Below are 25,734 nucleotides of genomic sequence, written 5' to 3'. Positions count from 1 at the left end.
GTAAGCGGCATGGGAGTGGTTTTGCATACAAGAAGGGGGGAGCAGCGATGAGACTGCAAGGGAAAATCGCCGCCGTCACCGGGGCCGGCAGCGGACTCGGACGCGGCATCGCCGTGGAATTCGCCGTGCAAGGAGCGGAAGTGATCGTCATCGACCGCGATCCTGACGGGGCGGAGAGGACGGTCGGGGCGATCGCCGCTGCCGGCGGCAAGGCGCATCGGATCGTCATCGATATCGCCGATCGCGGGCAGGTCGAGGACGGCTTCCGCCAGATCAAGGAACGATTTCGGAGACTCGATATTCTCGTCAACAATGCGGGCATTACCGGCCGTTCCCGCGGCGACGGTCCTGTCGGGGAATGTTTGCCGGAGGCGTGGGATGAAATCGTCGGAGTCAATCTGAGGGGCACGTTTCTGTGCTCCAGACACGCCGTCAACCTGATGACCGGGCAGGGCGGGGGCGGCGCGATCGTCAACGTTTCCTCCGTCCTCGGTCTTGTCGGCTGCCAGGAGCATTTTACGAGCCATGCCTACCAGGCGAGCAAGGCCGGCATTATCGGGCTTTCCCGCTCGATCGCGGCCTATTACGCCAAGCACGGCATCCGCTGCAACGTCATCGCCCCCGGGCTGATCGAATCGCCGGCTACGGGCAAAGTGCGGCAAGACGCCGCCGCGCTGGAATTCGTCCGGCGGATGCAGCCGCTCGGCGAGCTGGGACGTCCGGAAGACGTCGCCCGCGCGGCCGTCTATTTCGCTTCGGACGAATCGGCTTTCGTCACCGGGCAGGTGCTGGCCGTGGATGGAGGCTGGACGATGCAGTAGCGCCGGCAAGCCGCCAAGGCTTCCGTTCTAGCCGCGGAAGGCTGTCGGCCGTAAGCCCGTTCGACCGTTTTTTTTCGGCATCAAACATTATAACGATATAACGATTTATTCCTATCGACGAAGGAGCGTGTGTTTGATTATGGTTCAACAACTGCGGTTTATCGAGGAAGCGAAGAAGCTGATCGACCGAATCGAGACGACGCAAACGGAGTCGTTGCACAAAGCGGCCGAGCTGTACGCGAATGCGATCGCCAATGACGGGCTCGTTCATCTGTACGGCAACGGGCATTCCGCGATCGCGGTGTACGAAACGTTTCCCCGGATCGGCAGCATCGTCGGTTTTCATCCGCTGCTCGAGCTGTCGCTGACCTATTACGCCAACGTGGTCGGCCCGAACGGGCTGCGGCAAAATCAATATTTGGAGCAATTGGAAGGGTTCGCGGAAAAGATCCTTTCCAACTACGACTTCGGCCCTCATGACGTTATGGTTTGCTTTTCCAGCACGGGCATTAATCAAGTCGTGATTGAGATGGCCTACGGCGCCAAAAAACGCGGTATCCCGGTTATAGCCGTGACGTCCGTCGCCCATCAATCCTCCACGGAATCGCGCCACAGCTCCGGCAAGCGGCTCAGCGAAATCGCCGACGTGACGATCGACAACTGCACCCCGCCCGGCGACGCGATGATTCATCTGGACGGCTGCGACGCTCCCGTCTCCCCGGGCTCGACGCTTGCCGCGGTTACGATCGTGCAAACGTTGAACGCGCTGACGGCGGAGAAGCTCGTTGAGCGGGGCTGCAAGCCGCTTATTTTGCCGAGTATGCACTTTAAGGGCGATACCAGCGTCGACGAGACGATCGACGCCTACTACAGCGAGACGAAGCGCCGCTTCCGCAAAACGCGGTAATCGTAAGGGAAACGGACGCGCGTCATTCGAAGAAAAGAAGGGAGATTCCACCATGCTGATTCATATTCCGAGCGTGCCGCTGCTGCACAGGACCGATATCGCGGTCGTCGGCTCCGGATCGGCGGGCGTTACGGCGGCCATTGCCGCGGCCCGGGAAGGCAAGCGCGTCACGCTTGTGGAGCGCTACGGATTTTTGGGCGGCACGAGCACGGGCGTGCTCGATACGTTTTACGGCTTCTATACGCCCGGGCGGGCGGCTCGCAAAGTAGTGGGCGGCGTGCCGGACGATATGCTGCGCCGGCTGTACGCCGAAAAGGCCGCCTTCGAACGGCCCAATACGTTCGGAGCGGGCACGGGCATTACCTACGACCCGGAGACGCTCAAATGGGTGTGGGAGGATTTGGCAACGGAAGCGGGCGTGCAGCTGCTGTACCATTCGTTCTGCACTGATGTCGTCATGGACGGCAACAAAGTGGCCGGCATCGTGACGGACGGGAAACGAGGGCTGATGCGGATCGACGCAGACGTCGTCATCGATTGCTCCGGCGACGCCGACGTGGCCTTTCGGGCGGGCGTTCCGTTCGAACGCGCCGGAGAGGGGAGTGCGGCGCAGACGCTGACGACGACGTTCCGTCTGGCCAACGTCGACGGCGAGCGGGCGAAGCAGGTGCCGCGCAAGCGGCTCGTGGAAATGATGAAGGAAGCGAACCGCAGCGGCCGCTACCATCTCCCGCGCGAGGAAGGGTCGATTCATGCCACTCCGGTGGCCGGCGTGATGCTGGCGATCATGACCCGGCTCGACGGCTACGACCCGTGCGACCCGGTGTCGCTGACCGCCGCGGAAATCGAGGGGCGTAGACAGGTGCGGGAGTACGTCCGGTTTCTGGTCAACGAAGTGCCGGGGTACGAGCAGGCGAGACTCGTGGCGCTGAGCACGCAGATCGGCGTCCGCGAAACCCGCCGCATCTATGGCGAGTACCGGTTGACGAAGGAAGACGTGACCGCGGTCCGCAAGTTTGGCGATACGATCGGGCAATGCGGGGCGCCGATCGAGGATCATCATGGCGGCAACGACACGCATTGGGAGTTTCTTCCGGAAGGAGCGGCCTACGATATTCCGTTCCGTTCGCTCGTGCCGCAGCAGGCGGAAGGGCTGCTCGTAGCGGGCCGCTGCTTCTCCGCCACGCATGAGGCGCACGCGTCCTGCCGCAGCATGGCCCAATGCATGGCCATGGGACAGGCGGCCGGAGTCGCCGCCGCGATCGCGGCCGGCCGGGACGCGCTGCCGCGGCATGTCGATATCGGACAGGTGCAGCAGCGTCTCGTCGATACGGGAGCGATTTTGTACGATTGGCAATCCCGGGACGGCACGGAATGAAGGGAATCATGGAGCACAGCTTGGGGTGCGAAAGGAGCGAACGTACATGATCGAATGGGCGAAGCTGACGAACGAGGAGCTGGCGGACGTCGACCGGAACTTGCCGGTCCTCATCCCGATCGGGCTCGTGGAGGCGCATGGGCCCCACCTGACGCTCGGTCTCGACAACGATACGGCGATTTATTTCGCGCGCCGCTTGGCAGAGGCGACGGGGGCGGTGCTGGCTCCGGCAATCCATTACGGCTTTGCCGACGCGATGAAGGAATATCCGGGAACGGTAGGGGTTTCCGCGGACACGCTGTCCCGTATCGTCAGAGACTTGTCGATGATGTTTTGCTTCCACGGGTTTCGCAAGCAAATTTACGTAAGCGGGCACGGGGCCAACAAGGCCCCCTGCGAGCTGGGCTTTTACGCCGTGTGGGAGACGTACCCGGACTTCAAGCCGGCGTGCTGGAATTGGTGGACCGAAGCCGGCATTGCCGGTATCCACCATGCGGACAAAGGCGAGACGGAGGCGGCGATGGCTGTCGGCTCACCCGTCTATATGGACCGGGTCCGGGACTTCGCCTTCCGCAAGCCGTGGCACATGGTCCATTCCCGCTACCGCCTCCAGCCGGAATCGGGCGGCATCAACGGCTTCCCGAGCCTTGCCGACCCCGCAGAAGGGGAGCGGGTCCGGGAACGGGTCGTTCGCGCGTTGTCGGAGAAAGTGGAGGAGGCGATCCGGGACCGCGCTTGAACGTAAGACGATGCCGACTTTCGGCGGGGCCAAGCGCCCCGCCGTTTTTTTTAGGTAATCTTAAGATTCGGATTAGCCTATCTTTAGAATGAACGGATACACTTGATTGTTGAAGCTGGGCGAAGCCCGCTGGATGACGCCGGAGGTGGACGGTTTGAACGAAACGAATAATGGGCTCGAGCAGTCGGGCGGGGAACGGCAATTGATTGTGACTGCGGACGATTTCGGCATGCTGCACGGGGCGAACGAGGCGATCGGCGATCTGATGACCGGTCGGTTTATTACCTCGACGTCATTGATGATTCCTTGTCCGTGGGCGCTGGATGCGGTGCGAATCGCTGCGCGGCATCCGAACATCGATTTTGACTTCGGCGTCCATCTAACCTTTACAAGCGGGGTCTACTACAATTGGGGACCGGTGCACCGTGCGGGCTCGACGAATTCGCTCGTGAACGAATACGGCCGTTTTCCCGCGGACAGCCGGCAGGTGGAGCGGGCCGATCCCGATCAGATTCGCGCCGAGATCGCCGCGCAGCTCGAATGGGCGCTAGCCCGCGGCATCGACGTGACCCATGTCGACGACCATCTGTGCAGTCTGCTCGGCTTGTATACGGGAAGGCATTTTATGGACATCGTGTTTGACCTGTGCGCGGCCTTCGGGCTGCCGTTTCGTTTTCCGAAAGTGCTGCAGGACGAGCAGCGGGCGATGATGGCCCAGATCGACCCGGCCGAGATCGTACGCATGGCGGAGAACAAAGGGGTGGCGCTGCCCGACCGGATGATTATTCTGCCTTATTATCCGCAGCAGATGGAACAGGTGGGTTACGAACATACCAAACGCGCGGTCATCGATACGCTTCGGCAGCTTCGTCCCGGCGTCACCGAACTCATCTGTCATCCAGCCGCAGATACGGCGGAAACGAAGGCCGTGCTGGATACGTGGCAGCTGCGGCGGTACGAATGGGACGTATTCCGGGACGAAGAGGTTCAAGACGTCATTCGATCCGAAGGCATTCGGCTGATCAAGTGGAGAGACCTCCGCGACCGCCAACGAGGCGTATGACCGCCTGTTGCCGCCGTTCACGGCTTCCATGTCAGTTCGATAAACCGGTGCGCCGCGCTGGATAGCGGCATATTGCGCATCGTCATAATCCCCACGTGAGAGGGCGGCAGCTGCACGTCGAGACGAATCTCGAACAGCGAGCCGTCCTCCAGCTCCTTCGTGACAAACTCCCGGGTTACATACGAAATGCCCAGTCCTCTCCGCGCAAATTCGATCAGCAAATCTACGCTCCCGACCTCGATCTCGGGCTTGAGGCTGTAGCCGTAGCTTTGAAATAGCTCCGTAATCGCCATGCGCGCCCGGCTGTTGCGCGAGAACAGAATGATCGGGTAGCCGAGCAGCCTGTCGAGCGACAGCGCCTCGCCCTGGAGCGCGGCATAATGGGGCCCCGCCACAAAGCAATCCTGCAGCTGAATGCTCTCCCTTACCTCAAGCTGCGGATCGACGATTGGCATGCGAACGACGCCGAGATCGATCTGCCCCTCCTTCAAAAAAGCGATGACCTCCGGCGTCGTCCCATGGTTCAGGTGCAGCCGGACGCCGGGATGCCGCTCATGAAACTCCTCCAGAAAAGGCAGCAAATAATGCTTGAACAGCGAATCGCTTCCGCCGATGCGCAGTTCTCCGCTGTCCAAGTTTTTAAGCGCAGCCATTTTCTCTTCGGCCAACGTGATGAGAATGTGGGATTGCTCGATATAGGAATACAGGATGGTCCCCTCCTGCGTCAACGAGACGCCCTTGGGGTTGCGGTAAAACAAAGGGAAGCCGAACCGGTCCTCCAACTGCTTGATGGCATGGCTGACGCTCGGTTGGGTGAGAAACAGCGCCTTGGCCGCCTGACTCAGGCTGCCTGTCTTCGCGGCCCAATAGAATACCTTGTACAGCTCGTAATTGTTACCCATAGACATGGTCTATAGCTCCTGTCAAATATATTAATTACTTGCATAGGGGGTATTCGTATTATAGTAGAAATACGACGAAGAAACCAGTATGCTGTCAGACGCGAAGCGTTCGCGGCTTGCGACGGGTACCGGAGCCTGCGGACGGGAGTGCGGATGCGTTGCCGCCGCTGCCGCCCGACGGGCGTAGAGAGCTGCCGGAAGGAGTATGGGATATGGAGCCGACCACATTTGTCTTATTTGGAGCGACAGGGGATTTGGCCAAACGCAAAATTTACCCTGCCTTGTATAATTTGTTTCTCGACGGGAAGCTGCCGCCATCGTTCGCCCTGATCGGGCTTGGACGAAGAGAGCTGTCGGACGAGACCTTCCGGGGCAACGTCGAGCGATCGATCCGCACGTTTTCCAGACGGAAGGTGCAGGACGATGCCGCGGCCGTGGAGCGGTTTTTGGATGCATTCCGTTACTGCGTGCTGGATGTCGGCCGCAAAGACGATTACCGCAAGCTGCTGGATATGATCGAAAGCCGGGAACAGGAGCTTCGTCTAACGCCGAACCGTCTGTTCTATTTGTCGGTGGGACCGGAATTTTTCGAGCCGATCGCAGCGAACATTCAGGAAAGCGGGCTTGGCTCCGCCGACGGCTGGAAGCGGCTGGTGATCGAGAAGCCGTTCGGCAGGGATTTGCCGTCCGCCCGGGATTTAAACCGGAAGCTGAACCAAGCGTTCGCGGAGCATGAAATATTCCGCATCGACCATTACCTCGGCAAGCCTATGGTGCAGAAGCTCGAAGCGCTGCCCCGCAGCCATCCGGCCTTCCAGGCGCTATGGACGGGCCGCCGCATCGCCAGCGTGCAGATTACGGCCGCCGAAACCGTCGGCGTCGAAGAAAGAGCGGGCTATTACGATCACTCGGGCGCCATCCGGGATATGTTCCAGAACCATATGCTTCAGCTGCTGATGATGCTGGCGGCCCACCTTCCCGCCGGGCAGGCCGACGAGAAGGCCGGCGTCCGGAAGAAGAAGGCCGTGCAGGCGCTCCGGCCGTTGACCAAAGAGGAGGCAAAGGCCCACGTCGTCCGCGGGCAGTACGCGGCGGGAACCGTTCAGGGAACGCCGGTAGTCGGCTATACGGCCGAGCCGGGCATCGACGCGGAGTCGGCGAACGACACGTTTATCGCCGCAAGACTGCTGCTCGACGATCCGTTCTGGCGCGGCGTTCCTTTTTACATCCGCACAGGCAAGCGGATGAGCGGTAAATCCACGCGTATCGTCGTGGAGTTCGAGCGGCTGCCGGGACAGCCTTTGCCCACGGCTGAGGACGAAGGCGCCGCGCACGATCTGCTTGTCGTGGACATCGGTCCCGAAGAAGGCATTACGCTGCGTTCCAAAGCGAACGACCCGCGGCGTTCCGCAGCGTCGGAGCCGATCCGCATCGATCTTCAGGCGAACCCGGACGACGTTCCCGAAGCCTACGAGAATTTGATTGGTGACGCGCTGCGCGGAGACGCCACGTTTTTTGCCCATTGGGACGAAGTCGAATGGTCCTGGGCGTGGGTTCAGCCGATTTTGGAGGCGTTCGCGGACAACCTCGTTCCGCTGCGTCTGTATGCGGCCGGCTCCGAAGGCCCCGCCGAGTCCGACGCGCTGCTTGCGGAGAACGGCCACCGGTGGTGGTCCGATTCCCGAAACGAACAAGAAATCGAGATGAAGGAAGGAAACCAGTATGCCTATCACGCAAACCATTGATCAATTAGCGATCGATACGATCCGCACCTTGTCCATCGACGCCATCAACAGCGCCAATTCCGGCCATCCCGGACTTCCGATGGGCGCTGCTCCGATGGCGTACGCCCTCTGGGCCAAGCTGCTGAACCATAATCCGGGCAACGCCCGCTGGTTCAACCGCGACCGCTTCGTGCTGTCCGCCGGTCACGGCTCCGCTTTGCTGTACAGTTTGCTGCATTTGTCGGGATACCAAGTGTCGCTGGACGATCTGAAGCAGTTCCGCAAGCTGAACAGCAAGACGCCGGGGCATCCCGAATTCGGTCATACGGATGGGGTCGATGCCACGACAGGCCCATTGGGCCAAGGGGTTGCGATGGCGGTTGGGATGGCGATGGCCGAAGCGCATCTGGCGGCGAAGTTCAACCAGGACGGCTATCCGGTCGTGGACCATTTCACGTACGCGCTTGTCGGGGACGGCTGCCTGATGGAAGGCATTTCTTACGAGGCGATGTCGATGGCGGGCCATATGAAGCTCGGCAAGCTGATCGTCCTGTACGATTCGAACGATATTTCGCTGGACGGCGATCTGAACCTGAGCTTCGGTGAACATATCCAGAAACGGGCGGAGTCGGCCAACTGGCACTATATTCGGGTCGAGGACGGCAACGACGTGGCGCGGATCGCCGAAGCGATCAAAGCGGCCAAGAACCACGACTCGCAGCCTACGCTTATTGAAGTGCGCACGATTATCGGCTACGGCAGCAAGGTCGCCGGAACGAACAAAGCGCACGGCGCCCCGCTCGGAAAGGAAGAGGCAAAGGCGACCAAGGCGGTATACGGCTGGCCGCATGAAGAAGAGTTCACCGTTCCGGAAGAAGTGAAGGCGCACTTCGGACAGCTCAAGCAGCAGGGCGAAGCCAAGGAAGAGGAATGGAACAAGCTGTTTGCGGCTTACAAGGCGCAGCATCCGCAGCTTGGAGGGGAACTCGAGCAGGCGATCGGCGGCTCCGTTCTGCTGGACGCGGCCGACACTCTCTCGTTCGACCCGTCCAAAGCCTTATCGACCCGCGTCGCAAGCGGCCAGGCGATCAATCACTTCGTGAAGCTCGTTCCGTCCCTGTTCGGGGGCAGCGCGGATTTATCGCATTCCACGATGACGGATATAGCAGGAGAGCAGACATTTGCCGTCGAATCCTATGCAGGACGCAACGTCTACTTCGGCGTGCGCGAGCATGCGATGGGAGCGGCCGGCAACGGCATGGCTCTGCACGGGGGCGTCAAGCCGTTCGTAAGCACGTTCTTCGTCTTCAGCGACTATTTGCGCCCGTCGATTCGTCTCGCTGCGCTGCAAAAGCTGCCGGTCATCTACGTCTTTACCCACGATTCGATCGCCGTCGGGGAGGACGGACCTACGCACGAGCCTGTCGAGCATCTGGCTGCGCTGCGCACGATTCCGGGTCTTACGGTCATCCGGCCGACAGACGCGAATGAAACGGCGAGCGCCTGGGCGTACGCCTTGCAGCAGAGCGAAGGTCCGGTAGCGCTGGTGCTGAGCCGGCAAAACCTGCCCGTATACGAGGCGACGAAGGGCAATGTCGAGAAGGTGGCCAAAGGCGCTTACGTTCTCGTGGAAACCGACGACAAGCCGGACGTGATTCTGATCGCAACCGGGTCGGAAGTATCGCTGGCCGTGAGCGCCAAGGCGGAGCTGGAACGGGATAACCGCTCGGTGCGCGTCGTCGCCATGCCGAGCCGGGAGCTGTTCGACCGTCAGCCCGAAGCCTACAAGCAAGCCGTTCTTCCGGCTTCCGTAACGAAGCGGGTGGCGATCGAAGCGGGCATCTCGCTCGGCTGGGAACGTTACGCGGGAGCGGACGGCAAAGTGCTGTCGATCGACACGTTCGGCGCATCCGGCCCGGGCGGAGAGGTCATGGAATACTTTGGCTTCTCCGCGGACCATGTCGTCCGTCTGGCGAAAGAACTGTTGAAGTAACGGCAAACATCCATTAAAAAAGCGGAGGTAAGGACCTGTGAAGTTTTTTATCGATACGGCCAACGTGGAGCAAATCAAAAAAGCGTATAAGATCGGCATCTTGTCCGGCGTAACGACGAACCCGTCTTTGGTCGCCAAGGAAGGCGTCAAGTTCGAAGACCGGATCGCGGAGATTTTGCGGGAAGTGCCCGAAGTGGAGTCCGTGTCGGCGGAAGTGACGCCCGATGCGCTTACGGCCGAAGAGATGATCGCCCAAGCGAACGAACTGATCAAGATCAACAATAATGACAAAAACATTACCATCAAGCTGCCAATGACGCTGGAAGGCTTGGAGGCTTGCCGGTATTTGAACAAAAAAGGCGTGAAAACGAATGTCACGCTCATTTTCACTGTAAACCAGGCGCTGTTGGCCGCCCGTGCAGGCGCCACCTACGTCTCGCCGTTCCTGGGACGTCTGGACGACATTTCGGAAGACGGCGTGCAGCTGATCGTCAAAGTCGCCGAATTGTTCCGTACGCATAACCTGGACGCGCAAATTATTGCCGCCTCCGTCCGTCATCCGGATCACGTGACCCGGGTTGCGATGGCCGGCGCGCATATCGCGACGATTCCGTTCTCGGTCATCGAACAAATCTCCAAGCATCCTTTGACCGATCAAGGAATGGAGAAATTCGCCGCCGACTGGAAAAAAACGACCCAGGCTTAATAAGCGATGACACCGAAAACACCCTGCGGACGGTCATGAGCGTTCTTCGTTCATGCTCCGTCCCGCCGGGTGTTTTTTTGCGTGACCGGTCGTGTTAGGAAGCGCCGAACTAGGGGCTCCGCTTGATGGATATGGTTTATACTTCATAACCGGCCCCGAATCGCTTACAATGAGGCTAAAGAGCCGCAAGCGGTTCTTTTTAACGGAACGTAGAACGGAGGCTCGGCTGTGAACAACGTCGTCTCGGAGTGGGTCGAATCTCGCTTTCCTTTATATACGGTTGTCGGCATTCATTCGCTGTATGGCACCTCGAATATGCCGATCACCCCCATAGACGAGAGCTTTACCGTGCTGATTGCGGTCGCCGGCGGCAAAGGGACGCTCAGGATCGACGAACAAGCCTACGACGTCGTTGAAGGGAGCGTGATGGTTCTCCCGGCGCATAGCCAGGCCGCTTTGCTCGCTGACCCGTCTTGGCCGCTTCACGCCTACAAGCTTTCGATTGCCGCTCAAGAGCAGGCGCTTTCGATGCCGGCAGAAGCCATGATCCGCAGAAGCGAGGTCGCGTCCGGCACGGCTGTCCGGTTCATTCCATACGCTCCTGCAATCGTAGCCGACGTGGAGGAGTTGTATCTTCACCGGCTGCCGGCTCGCGAGGTCAGGCATGTTCAAAATCTCATTTTGTTTCACCACATTATTTTTCAACTGCTGGAGCAGCAGGAGGTCAAATACCCCGCCGGCGAGCAGCCGTCCATGGAACGCAGCATCGCTTACCTGGAAAATCACTATAGCGATAAAATAACCCGGGAGCAGCTGGCCGAGATGGCCGGCATGAGCCCGTCGCATTATTCGATAGCGTTTAAGCGGGTTACCGGCTTTTCTCCCAACGAATACTTGTCGCGGCTGCGCGTACACCGGGCTATAGAGCTGTTGATGAGCGGTTCGGGCACGCTCCGGGAAATTGCGCTGAAGGTGGGCTACAAGGACGAATTTTACTTGAGCCGCCGCTTCAAGCAGCAGACCGGAGCTTCGCCTTCTGCCTACAATAGCGGTTCTTCTCAGCGCGTGACCGTGCTGCTGAACCCATATACGAGCCATTTGCTTCTGCTCGGCGTGGAGCCGGTCGTCACCATTGCGGAAAGCAACGAATACATCGCTACGGACGAGCTGGAGCAGCCGCAATCGATGGTCTTCGTCAGTACGGAGTGCTCGGCTCAGCAGGTCAATGCCGTGCTGCTTGACAACCGGACCGAGCTGATTATTGCCGCCAAGGAGCATTTGCACCGATGTGGATTGAATCCCGGTCAGCTGAGAGCGGTTGCGCCCATCCTGGAAATAGGCTGGATGGAAATGGGTTGGAAAGAGCATCTGCGTCTGATCGCCAAAGCCGTTAAGCGCACCGAAAGGGCGGAGCAATGGCTGGCCGTATTCGAGCGGGAGGAGGCGGAAGCGCGTCTTCGGGTCCGGCAAAGCGCAGTGGCCGAGGACATTGTGACGATCCTGGTTATGAAGCCGGAAAAAATGTTCGTTTACGGAGCGCGCAATGTCGGATATGTGGTATATCAGTCGTTGGGGCTGCAGCCGCCGGCCATGATCGAGCGGCATATCCGCAAGCTTGCGGACCAATTTCATTCCATCCCCATCGAGCGGTCGGAGCTGGCCGATTATGCCGGGGATCGTTTGCTGGTCATCGTATATCCCGACGAGAAGGGCTCCGACGCGCATGCCGAAGCCGTCTTTCAATCCCCCGACTGGCTGGCGCTTCCCGCCGTGAAACGAAGCTGCGTGCATAGGCTCGACCGGGATGAATGGATTCCGTACAACCCGGTATCCATCCGGCTGCAGCTGCACCGCGCCGTAGCTTTATTGACAGCCCATCAATAGTCCAAAGCTCTTTCCCAACAAAAAGGCATGGTTTGGCTGATTAGAGATGCCTATAATAGGTTATGTAATTGCGAATGATTTTCATAATCAGTATGCAAAGCATAGCCGTATAAAAGGGAGAGAGTTGTCTTATGAACAAGCTGTTTATTCCGGTCATTCTGTGTATCGTTTTTCTGGTAAGTGCCTGCGGCAATCAAACGAGTAACAACGCCGGCAAGAGCGAGGGGGCGTCCCCCGAGTCTTCGTCGAGCAAAACTTCGGGCAAATCCGGTACGGTGATCTACCAGTCGGAGGAGGGACCCATCGAGGTTCCGGCTAATCCGAAGCGCGTGGTCGTGCTAACCCGATTTTTAACAGGCAACGTGATGGCGCTTGATGTGCCTTTGGTCGGCGTGGACGATATGTCCAAAAGCAATCCGAGGTTTGCGGACAAATTAAAGAACGTGGAGACTATTTCCACGGAAAGCCTCGAAAAGATTCTCGAGCTGCAGCCGGACCTGATTATCGGGCTGTCGGGCATTAAAAATATCGATATGTTCAAAAAAATCGCCCCGACCGTCACGTTTACGTACGGGCAAGTCGACTACTTGACGCAGCAGTTGGAAATCGGCAAACTGTTGAACAAAGAAAAGGAAGCGAAAGCCTGGGTTGACGATTTCCGGGCGCGGGCGCAAAAAGCCGGAGCGGAAATCAAGGCGAAGATCGGCAACGATGCCACGGTATCGGTCATCGAGACGTTTAATAAGAAGCTGTATGTCTATGGATACAACTTCGGACGCGGAACTGAAATTTTGTACAACGAGTTTAAGCTCGGCATGCCGGAGAAAGTGCAGGAAGCGACGAAAAAGGACAGCTTTGCGGCTATATCGACCGAAGTGCTGAACGATTATTTTGCCGATTACGTCATTTTCAGCAAAAACGTGGACGAGGACAGCTCGTTCCAAAGCTCGGAAGTATACAAGAGCATTCCCGCCGTCAAAAACAACCGGGTGTTCGAGGTGGATGCCAAAACGTTTTACTTCAGAGACCCATTGAGCCTGGAATACCAGCTGGACTTTTTCATCAAAAGCTTTATGGGCAAGTAAACGATTGTTCCAATAAATATTGACGGTAACGTGCATGAAATGATCGAGGGCGACGGCGTTGAGTTCAGTTCCTCTCGCCTCCACCCATACGTAGAACCCCAACCGCATGAGGTTGGGGCTTTTGTTATGCTGAATAAGCACACCTTTTTACAAAGTTTTTTTGCTATAATTTTATATGTTGGGTCATCTTCTATTAACTATGACATTGGCTGGTGAGTTTGAATGAGTGAAAAATTTTGGTTAGCGGTACAATATCCTCTGAAAAGTGTAAAAGGAAGCCAACGTGACCACTGGTTAAAAGATAAAGTAATGGAATGCCTGGACCTATCTCTGTCAGATGCTAACTTAGGCTGTGTGGATGGCTTTGATATGGGCAAGTGCATTTCCGACCCGAAAAAATATGCGCTTACTATATTTTGCGTCATTACGGAAGAAGAACGGAGTATAGCCTTGGTAAAAAGAGTGTTAAGAGAAAGCAGGCTTGATTATACTCGTATAAAAATGGCTACAATGCCCTATGGAAAAGAAGAAACCTATACGTTGAAATATGCCTATAAAAAGGGTGTTTCCGATTTTTCGCTATAGCATGGTTTTGTGGTTGGTAGTTCAGTTGCACCCGCAGAAGCCTAATTAATGTTGATTGAACTGGGGCTCCGTTCGAAACAAATAGTTCCCCCTTACCTCTGCGGTCCAATTTGCAAAGACCTCTCTCCATTGAATACTGTTAAAGAAATCGTCTACGGATTGGTTATCGGAATCCCAATCAATAAATATGTTGAGAGGCGTGATTCCTCCAGCCCAAATTCCATTACTGACGTCAGTTCCTCTCTCTCTGACTAATAATATGGGAATTCCGAATTGAAAAGCCATGGCAGGCTCGATTTGAGAAAAAGTCGATCCTTCCCAAAACGGAGCGGTCGTTGGCGGCTGCCCCACGTTGGATTGAAGAATTTCAACATAAAATTTGCGGAAATTGATCGCGAGCAAGCCATAGCTTGAAAAAACCAAGCGTCGTATATTCGTCAGGATGTTCTCCGGATATTGTTCGCTTACGGGCAAACGGGGGCTATATTCGCTTCACCCGAATTTCCCGTTATCCTGGTACTAAAAGTACCTGTACAAGTACACTACTGTCGGCAGTGGGTGAATGGGAGTATAATACAACTTGTATCGTTCAAATCCGGACGTGTGCCCCGTTGCGAAATGTGCCGTGCGCGGGGTTCGCGAATCGCTCCGAAAGGCGGGAAGCTTGTTGAAAACAAGAAAGCTGGGCAATGGCGGCCTCGAAGTGTCCGCGCTGGGACTGGGCTGCATGGGCATGTCCGATTTTTACAGCGGACGGGATGAGCAGGAATCGATTCGCACCCTTCACCGGGCGTTGGAGCTCGGCATTACGTTTTGGGATACGTCGGATATGTACGGCCGGGGTCAAAATGAGCTGCTGTTAAGCCAGGTTCTGAAGGAGCGCCGCAACGAGGTCGTGCTGGCCACCAAATTCGCCATCGGCTTCGACGAAGCGGGGCAAAGGCAGATCAACGGCCGTCCCGAATATGTGAAAGCTTCCTGCGAGGCCAGCCTGAAGCGTCTGGGCGTCGATCATATCGACTTGTACTACCAGCACCGGGTCGATCCGAATACGCCGATCGAAGAAACCGTCGGCGCGATGGCCGAGCTGGTGCGCGAGGGCAAGGTGCGCTATATCGGTTTGTCCGAAGCTCCGGCCGAGACGATCCGGCGCGCGCATGCCGTACACCCCGTCACCGCTCTGCAAACCGAATATTCGCTATGGGACCGCGACGTGGAGGAGGAGATTTTGCCGGTCTGCCGCGAGCTCGGAATCGGCTTTGTCCCCTACAGCCCGCTGGGCCGCGGGTTTTTGACCGGTCAAATTCAACGGTTCGAGGACTTGGCCGAGGACGATTACCGCCGGAACTCCCCGCGGTTCCAGGGAGACAATTTCAATAAAAACCTCGAGCTGGTCCGGAAGATCAAGGAGCTTGCCGCCGAGAAGGAGTGCCGGCCTTCGCAGTTGGCCTTGGCTTGGCTGTTAGCGCAAGGCGACGACATCGTGCCGATTCCGGGCACCAAGCGCAGAACGTATCTGGAGGAAAATGCGGGAGCGCTGGACGTTGTTCTGACCCGGAACGATCTGGAGCAGATCGAGCACATAGCGCCCAAAAATATCGTGTTCGGTTCCCGTTACTAAAGCTGCATTCTGCTAGCGGTTGCCCAGTCGCGTACAAAGAGAAAACCAACCCTGCCGGAATCCGTCCGGCGGGGTTTTTGCCGTGTCCGCGGTCTTGTTCGGCAGGGAGGCGAAGAGTCGGGTTTTGCATTTTGGATTGCTCGAAACGTTTCAATTGGATGTTTTAACGACATCCAATAAACGATAAAGTAAAGAGCAATCACAGAAGGAGGAGAACGATCCGATGAGCCCGTCTCTTATCGAACAAAATCTTGCTGCCGTACGCCGGCAGATGGAGCATGCTTGCCAGACGTCAGGCCGCAGCCATGAGGATGTCCAATTGCTGCTGGCGACCAAAACCGTCTCCTCGGAAAAACTCCGGCTGGCCCTTCAGGCGGGAGAAACGTTGTTCGGGGAAAATAAAGTGCAGGAGCTTCGCGACAAATATCCGCTCCTGCAGGAATACAAGCAAGCGGAATGGCATTTTATCGGCCATCTTCAGACCAATAAAGTGAAGGATGTCGTCAAATACGCGACCTGCGTTCATTCCGTCGATCGTCTGAAGTTGGGACAGGCGCTGCATCAGCAGCTGGAGAAAGAAAACAAAGCGATGGATATTCTCGTCCAGGTCAATACGTCCTACGAGGAAAGCAAATTCGGCGTTTCGCCGGAATCGGCTTTGGAGCTGATCGAACAGTTGTCCCGGCTGGACACTTTGCGTATCAAAGGGCTGATGACGATCGGAAAATGGAACGCAAGCCAGGACGAGACCCGAGCCTGCTTTCGGTTATTGAAGCGAATTCAAGCGCAGGCAGCCGGGCAGCATATTGCTGGCGTCGAGATGAACGTACTTTCCATGGGCATGTCCGGCGATTTTCCTATCGCCATCGAGGAAGGAGCGACCCTTATCAGAGTCGGGACCCGCATATTCGGCGAGCGTTACGTAGCGGACGACTACTACTGGAATGAAACGCTGGGCTACACGATCGGCGATTAAGGCGTGATTTCCCCCAAGCGGTAAATATCCCGCTCAATCGAGGCTTCGTCGACTTTGGCGAAGCCTGATATCGCCTCGTGCAGCTTCCAGCCGCTTCCGGCAACAGCAAGTTTGTATAAAAAAACGATACCGGATGTGTATTGTGAGAATCGGTTCGGGTGGGTTACAATTTTTATTAGAAAATGAGAATGAGAATCATTGTTATGATTAGGAGTGGATTGAACGATGGCAGGGTCAGTTCGTAAGATGTCCGTATTCATGATTACAGCGTTAGTAGTTTTTATCGGTTTGGCCGGATGCGGCACGATGGCGCCAAAAACAGACAACGCGCCGCAAGCCGCCGCGGATCCAAAAGACAAGCCGTCCGGCCCCACCGAAAAAGCGAGCGAACCGGCGAAAACGAGAAAAGTGAAAGACGAGTTCGGCGAAGTCGAAATTCCGGTAAATCCGAAACGCATTGCAGGCATTTATCTGGAGGACTATCTGGTTGCTCTCGGGGTTAAGCCGATTGTGCAATGGTACCATCCGAGCTGGGGCAAACAGGACTATTTGAACCTGGACGTTCCCACGTTCGACATTACGGGCAGCTTGGAAGCGCTGCTGCAAGCAAGCCCCGATCTGATCATCGTCGACGGCGCTGTCGACAAAGCGAAATACGAGCTGTATTCGAAAATTGCGCCGACATACAGGATGCCGGAAAGCATTTTGCAAAACCCGCCCGAAATCCTGAAGACGATCGCGGATCTGACCGGTCAGCCGGAGAAAGGCGCGAGCGTATTGGACCAGTACAACAAGAAGGTCGCCGACGTGAAGGAGAAGCTGAACAAGGCTGTCGGAGGCCAGACGGTAGCGGTCGTCCGCTTGAACGTCGGAGACAAGACGCTGGCTTTGTTCGGTATCGAGAACCGGTATACCGGCAATATTTATAAAGAACTGGGCTTGACGCCGCACCCGTTTGCCCGGGATATGAAGGAGTCCCAAGCCGTTCTTTCGGAGGAAAAAATACCGGAGCTGGACGCCGAGCATATTATTATTTTCCCGTCTAACGGGACCTGGACCTCGAAGGAAAACCAGGAGGCGCTTAAAGTGTTGGAAAACCGGCTATGGAAATCGCTGCCGGCGGTCAAGAAGGAGCATGTGTACGTGGCGGACCGCACCTACTGGCAATCCGGCGCGATTACGGCGAATATGAAGAAGATGGACGACCTGTTGAAATGGTTCGTCAAATAAAACAAATCGAAGGAAAGCTTCTCAGCTGCGGTTGATGAGCTTTCTTTTTTTGTTTATAATGAAAATGAGAACTATTATCATTTGGGGATATGAATATGAACGAAACGACGACAGCGAATACCGTACGGCCAAACCGGCTGTACGTCATGAAACAGATCACGCTCCATGTTCAACCGGCTTCCTGGCAGAACGAATATAGCGGCGGGGACGATTGCTGTCTGATCGTCGTCACCGGCGGAAGCGGCAAGCTGACTGTGGGCGGAACGGGATTTCATCTGGAGAAGGGCAAATGCTTCCTGCTTGCGCCCGCGGAGGCGGCCGGCATGAAGGCGGATGCGGACGGCTTGAGCTTTTACCGAATGACGTTCGCGGTGTGGGAGACGGCAGAGATAGGTTCGTACAAGGCGCTGTCCGAAGCGCCGCCTTGCCACGGGGACATGCAATGCCAGCCATTCTCGCAATGCATCGATTATGTGGAAGCGATCTACCGCCTCCGCGATGCGGAAGACGAGATGACCGCTTTCGATCGGCATGTGCGCTTCCAGGAGCTGCTGCGGTTTTTGTTCCTGCAGCATAGCTCCGTCCAGGCCGGAGGGAATATCCGCAAAGCGGTGGAGCAGTCGATCGAGCAGCTCGGCGAACGGTACCAGGATTCCTGGACCGTAGACCAACTGGCGGCGGCAGCCCATATGACCCGGTGGCACTATACGCGCACGTTCAAGGAAATAACCGGATTGAACCCTCTCGATTATTTGAACGGCATGCGGATCGACCGGGCGAAGCAGCTGCTTCTGATGACGGATGACCGGCTGTTCGATATTTCCCATCATGTCGGCTTCAGCAATGAATATTATTTCAGCCGCCGTTTCAAGCAGACGGTCGGCATATCGCCCGGGCAGTATCGGCGCAATCACCGCGAAGGCATTCGAGTGTTCGCCCCGTTCTTGGAGGACTTCCTGGTGGCGCTCGGCATTACACCCGTCCTGCAGTGTTCCCACGCCCTGTGGGGGAAGCAGGAATATTTGGGATTGCAGCACGTTCCGGTGTTCGATCTGGCGGCCGATACGATCGAAGACATGTCCGGACGCGAGCCCGACTTTATTATTTTGGACGGGGGCATGGAGCGATGGTTATCCCCCGATCGGTGGGGAAGGCTCGCACCGACGTACAATATGCTGCACCGGGGAGAGGATTGGCGCTCTACGCTTCGTACGCTGGCGGACCTGCTCGGGAGGAAGGGCAGCGTACCGGACGTAATTGCGAAGTACGAGCAGAAAGCGGGAGAAGCGAGAGCCGCGCTGGGGCGCTCCGTCCGCGGAAAGACGGTCGCCTGCCTGAGGTTCTCGGCGCTCGGGAGCAGCCTGTATGCAGGTCCGGAGCACGGCTATACGGGGCCCGTCCTGTACAAGGATTTGGGCTTGGAGCCTCATCCGCTCGTCCGGCAGCTGACGGGCGAGTCGCGCAAAGCGAATATAACCCCGGAGTGGCTTTCCCGGCTGGACGCGGATCATCTGTTCATTACGTTCGACAAACGCCATTCTTCCTATGAAGGGGAAGAAAGAAAGGTGCTCGACTCCGCGGAATGGCGGGCGCTTCCGGCTGTTCGGAACCGACATGTGTACGAGGTCGACTTTCTGACATGGATGAACTACGGCGTGCTCTCCCATAGCCAAAAAATCGACGACGTCCTGCGAGTGCTGGCTTGAAGGACACATAGCCACTACAACCAAGCGAAAACCTTTGCCGTGCTCCGGGGCGAAGGTTTTTTTGGCATGCGAAACGGCAAACGCGCTCAGGCACAAAGGTGAAGCGGATGTGCCAAGCCAGCCAATGCCGCCGGTTATCCGAAGAGAACCAGCAGGAGAAAAAATAATGGGTGTACACTTTTGATAGATGATGTTACTATAATAACAAAAGATAACAAAATAGAACAGGGAGGATCACATGCAGTCGACCTATAACAAAGAACCGGAAATCCGGATATCGGGCGAAGGCCACAACTTATGGAGCGGGTACGCCGCCATCGGGCAGGAAATGGCCGCCAGGCTGGCCGGCAAAGCCAAGGCGATACTGACCGTCGAATGCTACCCCGGCGTGCGGATCGAGGAAATCGTACAGGGGCTGCAGAGCACTTTGATGATCGGCCATCTCTTCCATGCGGAAGAGGCCTCGCTCGGCAAGGAGCCTCTGGAAGCTTTGCTGGCCCCTTATTTGACGGAAGACCGGGTGTTCGGGTATATGTCCCCGCTGGAGCTGGCCCAATGCTATGATCCGGCCAAACTGGAGGCGATCCGGGCGAAGGTGGAGGCGATTCGCGAAGGTCTAGTCGTCATCATCGGCTTCGGCGCCTCGCTGGTGACGCGGGGCGATGTGCTCGTGTACGCCGATTTGGCCCGGTGGGAGATCCAGCTGCGCTATAGAAGCGGCGAACTGGGCAACTGGCTGGCGGACAACCGCGAGGAAGATATTTTGCGGAAATACAAAAGAGGATTTTTCATCGAATGGCGAATGGCGGACCGGCTCAAGCGGGCGCTTCTGCCGGACGCGGACTTCTACCTGGATACGAACCGCAAAGACGAGCCGAACCTGATTACGGCCGCCTCCTTGTTCGCTTGTCTCGATCAAGCGGCGTACCGGCCTTTCCGGCTGGTGCCTTATTTCGATCCCGGGGTGTGGGGCGGACGGTGGCTGGAGGAAAAAATCGGTCTCGAGCCTAGAAGCAACCCGTACGCTTGGGGATTCGACGGAGTACCGGAGGAGAATAGCCTCTATTTCCGCATCGGCGCTTCTCGCCTTGAAATGCCGGCGATCAATCTGGTGCTGTTCCGCCCGGAGGAGCTGCTGGGCGAGCAAGTATACGCCCGGTTCGGGGCGGAGTTCCCGATCCGCTTCGACTTTCTGGATACGATGGGCGGCCAGCCGCTCAGTCTCCAGGTGCATCCGCTGACGGCGTACATCCGGGAAACGTTCGGGATGGCATACACCCAGGACGAAAGCTATTACATGCTCGATGTCGGCGATGAGGCAACCGTATATTTGGGGCTCAAGGAAGGCGTCGATAGCGAAGCGATGCTGAACGATCTGGAGAAAGCCCAGCAGGGCGGCTTCTCCTTCCCGGCCGAGCACTATGTGAATGTGTACCCGGCGCGCAAGCACGATCATTTCCTCATCCCCGCCGGGACCGTTCACTGCTCCGGCTGCAACGGCATGGTGCTCGAGATCAGCGCGACGCCATATATTTTCACCTTCAAGCTATGGGATTGGGACCGGCTGGGCTTGGACGGCAAACCCCGGCCGATCCATCTGGAGCATGGCCGCCGCAACATCCAATGGGACCGCACAAGCTCCTGGGTGGAGCAAAATCTGGTTGCGCGCGCGGAGCCGGTCGGAGAAGGCGAAGGCTGGAAGGAAGAAAGGACCGGCCTGCACGAGCTGGAATTTATCGAAACCCGGCGTCACTGGTTTACCGGGACCGTTCCGCATCATACCGGAGGCCGGTTCCATATGCTCAATCTGGTGGAAGGCGAGGAGGCGATCGTCGAAAGCCCGGACGAGGCGTTCGAGCCGTTCACGGTCCGCTATGCGGAAACGTTCATCGTCCCGGCATCGGTCGGCGCGTATACGATCAGACCGGCGCAGCCGGCAGCGGATTCCAAGCTGGCGACCATTAAGGCCTACGTGCGCGCTTAGGCCGGAAGCGGAGGAAGGGCAGCCATGAACCAGATTGCGGTGGATTTTGGCGGAACCAATGTGAAGATCGGGTACGTGCGGGAAGGCCGGATTGTCGCGTTCGGCAGCATCCCCGCCCATTCCGCTCTGGGCTTGCTTCCGCGGATGAAGGAAGTGGAGCGGGTCATTCGCGAGCTTGGCCGGAACGGCTCCATTCCCCTCGAAGCATGCGGGGGAATCGGAATCGCGCTTCCGGGCGTGGTGGATACGAAGGCCCGCAAGCTGCTTGCCATCCATGAGAAATATGCCGATGCGTACGGGTTTCCGTTCGAGGAGTGGGCGGCCGAAGCCTTTTCCTTGCCTCTCGTGATGGAGAACGATGCGCGCGCCGCCTTGATCGGCGAGACGTCGTGGGGGTCGGCCCGCGGGGAGCGGGATGCCGTGCTTGTCATCTTCGGAACCGGCATCGGGACGGCAGCCATGATCGACGGCAAGGTGCTGCGCGGCAAGCACGGTCAGGCGGGCATATTGGGCGGCCACTTCTCGGTGGCCAGCCGCGGACCGGTGTGCAATTGCGGGAATACCGGCTGCGTGGAAGAGCTTGCCAGCCACCGTACGCTGCTCGTCCGGGCGCGGGAGGAGGAAGGCTTTTCCTCGAGCCCGCTGGCCGCTTTGCCGGACTGGGGATATGCGGAGCTGATCCGGTCGTGGCGCGAGGGCGATCCTTTTGCCAAGAAGTTTGTGGAGCGGCTGACGGAGTACTGGAGCGCCGGAATCGTCAACCTGATTCATGCTTACGACCCCGAGACGGTCATCGTCAGCGGCGGTTTGATGAAATCAGCGGACGTCCTGCTGCCCCTGCTTCGGGATGCGGTCATGGACAAAGTGTGGAAGGCGTGGGGCAGCGTCCGGTTTACGGTGGCGGCCGATCCGGAGTCGTCCGTGCTGCTCGGGCTTGCCCGGCTTTCCGAAGATGCGGTAACGAACAGGGGGATGAAGGAAGATGAACGTATTTGATACCGGACTCGATGTCCGCGCCGATAGCGCAAGGATGGATTTTCAGTACGGGGAGGACGTGTACGGCCCGGTGCCGGAGCGGCGGACGCTGGACGCCATTCGGAGCAGCTTGCGTCAACCGGATTGCGAAGGGCCCGAGACCGTGTACGCGATTGCCATGGATGTGGCGAAAAAACGGCACCGGGCGGAGCTGGAGAAGCGGATGCTGCTGTTCGGCGTCGTAACGTACGCGTCGGGGCGGCTTGGCGACGAGCCGGTGCGGAGCCAAGGGCATGTTCACCGGGTATCGGTTCATAGCGGCTGGTCGCCTCCGGAGCTTTACGAGATATGGTCCGGCAAAGCGTATATTTACATGCAGGAGTCGGCCGGGGACGACCCGGGGCGATGCTTTGCGGTGCTGGCCGGGCCGGGTGATAAGGTCGTCGTTCCGCCCGGCTGGGCTCATGCCACGATAAGCGCCGATCCGCAAGAGGCTTTGACCTTCGGGGCGTGGTGCGACCGCGAGTACGGGTTCGAATACGACGAGGTGCGCCGCCATCGGGGACTGGCCTGGTATCCGCTGGTGCAGCAGGACGGGCAGTTGGAATGGGCGCGCAATGAAAGCTACCGCCTCCGGGAGCTGACGATCAAGCGTCCGGGAGATTACGGCATGCTGAATGTGGAACGTGGCGTCCCGATTTACCGCCAATTCGAAGCCGATCCGGATCGTTTCCAATGGGTATCGGAGCCTGCGCTGAAGAAACAGGCATGGATCAACTTTACGCCGTAACGGCGGGAACGGAGAGATGAAGATGAGCATCATTCATGAACCGGCGTTATTCGACGCTGCCGCAGGTCGGCTGAAGGGAGAGGGGGTGTCCCGTTCGACCCGCACGATTCGGGAGCTGCCGGGGGTGTTCGCCGCCGAAGAGGAGCGCGCTTCGCTGGACCCCACGCTTCCCGTCTATGAAGTGGAGATGCACGACCGGTGCGGCGAAGTGGAGGGCGGCTTGTATTTTGGCGTCAGCCACGTGCATCCGGGGAAAGTCGGCAACGAATTTTTTATGACGAAAGGGCACTTCCATCAAAAGCGCGACAGGGGCGAATATTACTGGGGCATCGAGGGAAACGGCCTGCTTCTGCTTATGGATGAAGCGCGCCATTCTTGGGCGGAGCGCGTATTCCCGGGAAGCCTTCATTATATTGCCGGACATGTGGCTCACCGTCTGATCAATACGGGCGACGTGAAAATGATCGTCGGCGCCTGCTGGCCTTCGGATGCGGGACACGACTATGAGGCGATCCTGAACGAAGGCTTCAGCGTCCGCGTGGTGGAACAAGACGGCTCGCCCGTACTGCTCGAAGCCCGATCGTAAACCGGCATTGGGATTTACTTGCTTTGTCCCTTTACGGTATACTTGTCAACATGATCAATCGGTTCGAGCGGGAGGATGGCGCATGCTGCCTGTACAACGAAAACAGACGATTATGGACCATTTGGGGCAGCATGGCGCGGTTTCGATCGCCGGGCTGAGCGAGCTTCTGAACGTTTCCGAGATGACGGTCCGCCGGGACTTGAAGCTGCTGGAGGAAGAAGGGCGGATTCGTCGGACGCATGGCGGGGCGGTGTACCATACCGCTGCGGCCGAGCCTCCGTTCGAGGAGAAGAAGGACCGCCACCTGGATGTGAAGCACCGGCTTGCCCGGTATGCGGCCGAGCATTTTGTGAAGCCGGACAGCGTCATCCTTATGGAAGGAGGCACGACCGTTACTTGTATGGCCGGCTTTTTGCATCATGTCGGGGGATTGACGGTAGTGACCAACGGCCTTAATACGCTGGACGCGTTAAAGGGTCATGCGCCGGCCACGTCCGTCGTCTGCTGCGGCGGCATGCTCCGGGATCGCTCGTATACGTTCGTGGGGCCGCTGGCCGAGCAGTTTTTCCAGGGCATTCATGCGCATTGCGCGTTCTTCTCGGCGAGCGGGCTGACGATCGGGCAAGGATTTGCCGACCCGAACATGCTGGAGGTCCAAGTCAAAAAAGCGATGGGCCGCGCCGCCCAAACCCGGATTATGCTGATCGATTCGAGCAAGTTCGGCAATTTGGCGCTGTTGACCACGTTCGCCGTGCATGAGATCGATGTGGTCGTCACCGACCGGGCCGCCCCGGCGGATTTACTCGGTCAGCTGCGCGAAGCCGGAGTGGATGTGCGGCTGGCGGATTAGCGGGTACAGCCGCCGCTCTCGATCCAAGCGAGCCCGAATAAGGAACAAACAAACCCAGTACCGGCGAGGTACTGGGTCTTTTCTTCAACCGTTTATATCGGTCCGGGCTGTTTTTCAGGCGTTTTTCGTCCCACTGCTGCGAACTCGGGTTGTCGCTCTGAAGAAAGCTCTCAGTACAGGCGGGATAGCTATGAAAATAAACAGTGTGCGGAACAACTGGTAGCAGGTTACGAAGGAAAGGTCGGCGTCGACCTCCTTAGCAATAATGCCCATCTGATCCATCCCGCCCGGAGAGAGGCTCAAAAAGCTGGTCGCCAGCGGGATCGCATGCAGCCGGGTCAGCAGCAGCGTCAGCGCAAGCGAGCAAAGGAGCAGCGTGATCCCGCTCGACAAGGCAAGCAGCGCGATTTTAAGCTTGTTTTGCAAATTTTCGGGCTTCAGCATAAGGCCTAGGTAACCGCCGATCAGCAACTGAGACAGACTGACGAGCGCAGGCGGAAGAGCCGGACCGGAGAAACCGGACAGGTGCAGCGCAATCGCGGCAACCATCGGCCCCAATAAAAAGGCGGTCGGCCATCGCAGCTTCTTCCAGAGAAGCGCGCAGCCGGTGCAGGCGACGGCGTATACCCAAATATGCGGAAACAACGCTCCCCAGTCCGCCGTTGCGCCCGCGCCCGCGAGCACATGATGGGGCGTCGTGCCGAATAACGGGCTGAACACGAGCAAAGGGACAAAAAACAGAATCATGACAATTCGCGAGATTTGGAAAAACGTAATAATCGTCAAATCCATGCCCTTCAGCTCCCCGGCCAAGGCGATCATCTGGCTCAGCCCTCCGGGTATGCTGCCCATCAGCACCGTTGGAAAATGCAGTCCCGACCATTTGGCTACCAGCCAGGCGATCAAAAACGAGCAGATCAGCAGCAGCGCGGTAAGCAAAATCATCGAAGGCAGCTGCTTGCCGATCTGCCGGAACGTTTCCAGCGTAAACGACAGCCCGAGCACGTAACCGACGATGATCATCCCGGTATCGCGCATCGGTGCGGACCAATAGGGCTTGACGGTTTTGAACAGCCGCGAGCCGATAAATACCATCGTCATGGGGCCAAGCAGCCACGGTATCGGCAGGCGAATCCAGGCGAACAGGAGGCCGCCGACGACCGCCAAGGCGCCGGAGAACAGCAGTTGGACTCCGTGCGTCCGAAGCCAATGAAGGTCTTTCATCGGTT

23 protein-coding genes are annotated in these 25,734 nt (G+C 57.8%); 20 read left to right on the top strand and 3 right to left on the bottom strand.

What is annotated here, in order from left to right:
* Positions 1-47: 47 nt before the first annotated feature.
* From ABD796_RS02455 to ABD796_RS02435, 5 genes are all read left to right on the top strand, one after another.
* Complete coding sequence (locus tag ABD796_RS02455) at positions 48-821, top strand: SDR family NAD(P)-dependent oxidoreductase (protein WP_344902283.1); 774 nt, start codon at positions 48-50, stop codon at positions 819-821.
* 139 nt (positions 822-960) lie between these two features.
* Positions 961-1,728, top strand: coding sequence for a sugar isomerase domain-containing protein (locus ABD796_RS02450; RefSeq protein WP_344902280.1), 768 nt, complete (start codon positions 961-963; stop codon positions 1,726-1,728).
* Positions 1,729-1,780: 52 nt separating this feature from the next.
* Positions 1,781-3,106, top strand: coding sequence for an FAD-dependent oxidoreductase (locus tag ABD796_RS02445; RefSeq protein ID WP_344902277.1), 1,326 nt, complete (start codon positions 1,781-1,783; stop codon positions 3,104-3,106).
* A gap of 46 nt (positions 3,107-3,152) precedes the next feature.
* The gene (locus ABD796_RS02440) at positions 3,153-3,845 is read left to right on the top strand and encodes a creatininase family protein (RefSeq protein ID WP_344902274.1); all 693 of its coding nucleotides are present in this window, start codon (positions 3,153-3,155) and stop codon (positions 3,843-3,845) included.
* Positions 3,846-3,951: 106 nt separating this feature from the next.
* Positions 3,952-4,908 carry a polysaccharide deacetylase family protein gene (locus ABD796_RS02435; RefSeq protein ID WP_344902271.1) on the top strand — a complete coding sequence of 319 codons (957 nt, stop codon included), beginning with the start codon at positions 3,952-3,954 and terminating at the stop codon, positions 4,906-4,908.
* A 17-nt stretch (positions 4,909-4,925) separates the two neighbouring features.
* Here ABD796_RS02435 and ABD796_RS02430 read toward each other — a convergent pair whose 3' ends face one another.
* Positions 4,926-5,810 carry a LysR family transcriptional regulator gene (locus ABD796_RS02430; protein ID WP_344904172.1) on the bottom strand — a complete coding sequence of 295 codons (885 nt, stop codon included), beginning with the start codon at positions 5,808-5,810 and terminating at the stop codon, positions 4,926-4,928.
* A 212-nt stretch (positions 5,811-6,022) separates the two neighbouring features.
* Between ABD796_RS02430 and zwf the strand changes: the two genes are divergently transcribed.
* The 8 genes from zwf (at position 6,023) to ABD796_RS02390 (ending at position 16,384) form a co-directional block, all read left to right on the top strand.
* The gene (gene zwf / locus ABD796_RS02425; RefSeq protein WP_344902268.1) at positions 6,023-7,555 is read left to right on the top strand and encodes a glucose-6-phosphate dehydrogenase; all 1,533 of its coding nucleotides are present in this window, start codon (positions 6,023-6,025) and stop codon (positions 7,553-7,555) included.
* On the top strand, positions 7,539-9,527 hold the full coding sequence (gene tkt / locus ABD796_RS02420) for a transketolase (protein ID WP_344904170.1): 1,989 nt from the start codon (positions 7,539-7,541) through the stop codon (positions 9,525-9,527). The genes zwf and tkt overlap by 17 nt, the downstream gene beginning before the upstream one ends.
* Positions 9,528-9,564: 37 nt before the next feature.
* Positions 9,565-10,233 (top strand): fructose-6-phosphate aldolase, encoded by a 669-nt coding sequence (gene fsa, locus ABD796_RS02415; RefSeq protein WP_344902265.1) that lies wholly within the window; start codon positions 9,565-9,567, stop codon positions 10,231-10,233.
* A 228-nt stretch (positions 10,234-10,461) separates the two neighbouring features.
* Complete coding sequence (locus ABD796_RS02410) at positions 10,462-12,117, top strand: helix-turn-helix domain-containing protein (RefSeq protein WP_344902262.1); 1,656 nt, start codon at positions 10,462-10,464, stop codon at positions 12,115-12,117.
* Positions 12,118-12,248: 131 nt separating this feature from the next.
* Complete coding sequence (locus tag ABD796_RS02405) at positions 12,249-13,202, top strand: iron-hydroxamate ABC transporter substrate-binding protein (protein WP_344902259.1); 954 nt, start codon at positions 12,249-12,251, stop codon at positions 13,200-13,202.
* A gap of 222 nt (positions 13,203-13,424) precedes the next feature.
* On the top strand, positions 13,425-13,787 hold the full coding sequence (locus ABD796_RS02400) for a hypothetical protein (protein WP_344902256.1): 363 nt from the start codon (positions 13,425-13,427) through the stop codon (positions 13,785-13,787).
* Between the two features lie 667 nt (positions 13,788-14,454).
* Positions 14,455-15,408 (top strand): aldo/keto reductase, encoded by a 954-nt coding sequence (locus ABD796_RS02395; protein ID WP_344902253.1) that lies wholly within the window; start codon positions 14,455-14,457, stop codon positions 15,406-15,408.
* A gap of 223 nt (positions 15,409-15,631) precedes the next feature.
* On the top strand, positions 15,632-16,384 hold the full coding sequence (locus ABD796_RS02390) for a YggS family pyridoxal phosphate-dependent enzyme (RefSeq protein WP_344902250.1): 753 nt from the start codon (positions 15,632-15,634) through the stop codon (positions 16,382-16,384).
* On the opposite strand, the gene ABD796_RS02385 is transcribed toward ABD796_RS02390, so the two are convergent.
* Positions 16,381-16,710, bottom strand: a complete 330-nt coding sequence (locus tag ABD796_RS02385) for a hypothetical protein (protein ID WP_344904257.1) — start codon at positions 16,708-16,710, stop codon at positions 16,381-16,383. The genes ABD796_RS02390 and ABD796_RS02385 overlap by 4 nt on opposite strands.
* Between ABD796_RS02385 and ABD796_RS02380 the strand changes: the two genes are divergently transcribed.
* From ABD796_RS02380 to ABD796_RS02350, 7 genes are all read left to right on the top strand, one after another.
* Positions 16,610-17,614 carry an ABC transporter substrate-binding protein gene (locus ABD796_RS02380; RefSeq protein WP_344902247.1) on the top strand — a complete coding sequence of 335 codons (1,005 nt, stop codon included), beginning with the start codon at positions 16,610-16,612 and terminating at the stop codon, positions 17,612-17,614. The genes ABD796_RS02385 and ABD796_RS02380 overlap by 101 nt on opposite strands.
* A gap of 95 nt (positions 17,615-17,709) precedes the next feature.
* The gene (locus ABD796_RS02375) at positions 17,710-19,320 is read left to right on the top strand and encodes an AraC family transcriptional regulator (protein ID WP_344902243.1); all 1,611 of its coding nucleotides are present in this window, start codon (positions 17,710-17,712) and stop codon (positions 19,318-19,320) included.
* 238 nt (positions 19,321-19,558) lie between these two features.
* A complete protein-coding gene (locus ABD796_RS02370) occupies positions 19,559-21,304 on the top strand; it encodes a class I mannose-6-phosphate isomerase (RefSeq protein WP_344902240.1) in 1,746 nt (581 codons plus the stop codon).
* Positions 21,305-21,328: 24 nt separating this feature from the next.
* On the top strand, positions 21,329-22,300 hold the full coding sequence (locus ABD796_RS02365) for an ROK family protein (RefSeq protein ID WP_344902237.1): 972 nt from the start codon (positions 21,329-21,331) through the stop codon (positions 22,298-22,300).
* The gene (locus ABD796_RS02360; protein ID WP_344902234.1) at positions 22,287-23,069 is read left to right on the top strand and encodes a glucose-6-phosphate isomerase family protein; all 783 of its coding nucleotides are present in this window, start codon (positions 22,287-22,289) and stop codon (positions 23,067-23,069) included. The genes ABD796_RS02365 and ABD796_RS02360 overlap by 14 nt, the downstream gene beginning before the upstream one ends.
* A gap of 22 nt (positions 23,070-23,091) precedes the next feature.
* The gene (locus ABD796_RS02355) at positions 23,092-23,655 is read left to right on the top strand and encodes a glucose-6-phosphate isomerase family protein (RefSeq protein ID WP_344902231.1); all 564 of its coding nucleotides are present in this window, start codon (positions 23,092-23,094) and stop codon (positions 23,653-23,655) included.
* Between the two features lie 82 nt (positions 23,656-23,737).
* Entirely contained in the window at positions 23,738-24,505 is a 768-nt protein-coding gene (locus tag ABD796_RS02350; protein WP_344902228.1) for a DeoR/GlpR family DNA-binding transcription regulator, read from the top strand.
* A 114-nt stretch (positions 24,506-24,619) separates the two neighbouring features.
* Here the strand turns inward: ABD796_RS02350 and ABD796_RS02345 are convergent, their stop codons facing one another.
* Positions 24,620-25,729 carry an AbrB family transcriptional regulator gene (locus tag ABD796_RS02345; RefSeq protein ID WP_344902225.1) on the bottom strand — a complete coding sequence of 370 codons (1,110 nt, stop codon included), beginning with the start codon at positions 25,727-25,729 and terminating at the stop codon, positions 24,620-24,622.
* Between the last annotated feature and the right edge of the window lie 5 nt (positions 25,730-25,734).

The sequence above is a fragment of the Paenibacillus hodogayensis genome (assembly GCF_039536325.1).
GTDB classification, from domain to species: domain Bacteria; phylum Bacillota; class Bacilli; order Paenibacillales; family NBRC-103111; genus Paenibacillus_AB; species Paenibacillus_AB hodogayensis.
The sequence above is the reverse complement of the archived record's forward strand: the minus strand, read 5'-3'. Positions and strand labels throughout refer to the sequence as shown.